Raw genomic sequence first — 241 nt, forward strand, 5'->3', positions numbered from 1 at the left:
CCAATTCCCGGTGGGTTCCTGTTTGACCGTGACGGTCTTGATTTCGGCGTCGTCGGGCAGGTCGCGGTGGAAGGTGATGGGGATTTCTCCGAGTTTCGAGAGCCACAGTTTTGTCCGACCGCTCGTGTTCTTGAGCTTGAAGCCGGATTGACTGTAGGTGAAACTGCGGTACTCGCCCGGTGGCTTCCACTTGAGCGTCCCCACGCGGTAGCCGTTCTCTTTGCGTCCGCGAAGCGTCGAT

General features: G+C 58.9%; 1 protein-coding gene. It reads right to left on the reverse strand.

Annotation, left to right across the window (positions count from 1 at the left end; genetic code table 11):
• Positions 1–241, reverse strand: a 241-nt coding sequence (locus tag HKX41_13145; protein ID NNC25080.1) for a transposase, incomplete at both ends; no start/stop codon positions are given.

Origin of the sequence: Salifodinibacter halophilus, assembly GCA_012999515.1 — a bacterium.
Lineage (GTDB): Bacteria > Pseudomonadota > Gammaproteobacteria > Nevskiales > Salinisphaeraceae > Salifodinibacter > Salifodinibacter halophilus.